Below are 511 nucleotides of genomic sequence, written 5' to 3'. Positions count from 1 at the left end.
TTGCATTCAGCATAGCAGCCAAAACGCCAGATACAGGCGTGATTCTGCCATCCAGCGCAAGCTCACCAAGAACAATGTATGAAGCAAGCTTTTCAGGTTGTCTCAGCGCTCCTGTAGCGCTCAATATGCCCAAAGCTATTGGCAAGTCATAATGGCTCCCTTCTTTAGAAAACCCTGCTGGCGACAAATTAACGGTAATCCTCTTAGGTGGCATAGGGGCTTTTACCGAGGATAATGCTGCACGTATTCTATCCCGAGATTCCGCAACAACCTTATCTGGCATGCCTACAATATTAAACGCCGGAAGGCCCCCTGCCACATGCACTTGCACTACAACATCTACCGTACATACCCCAACAAACGCCACTGTGTGCACATCTGCAAACATTGTAACAAAGGCCCAACAAACCCACCATTTTAGCAAAGGCAGTGTAAGTTGCTAGTAAAAATATTAATATATTAAGATATTTGTATACTATACGCCCAACAGCGCAATTGCTAACCTCCAATT

Annotated in this window: 1 protein-coding gene; it reads right to left on the bottom strand. The window is 45.2% G+C overall.

Annotated features, from left to right (window positions below; all coding sequences use genetic code 11):
- Nucleotides 1–388: magnesium chelatase domain-containing protein (locus tag GAC_RS03680; protein ID WP_037349485.1), on the bottom strand; the 388-nt coding region annotated here is incomplete at its 3' end.
- Nucleotides 389–511 lie beyond the last annotated feature (123 nt).

It is taken from the genome of Anaplasma marginale str. Florida, assembly GCF_000215485.1.
Taxonomy (GTDB): Bacteria; Pseudomonadota; Alphaproteobacteria; order Rickettsiales; family Anaplasmataceae; genus Anaplasma; species Anaplasma marginale.
Note: the sequence above shows the minus strand (reverse complement) of the source record. Positions and strands in the feature narration are given on the sequence as shown.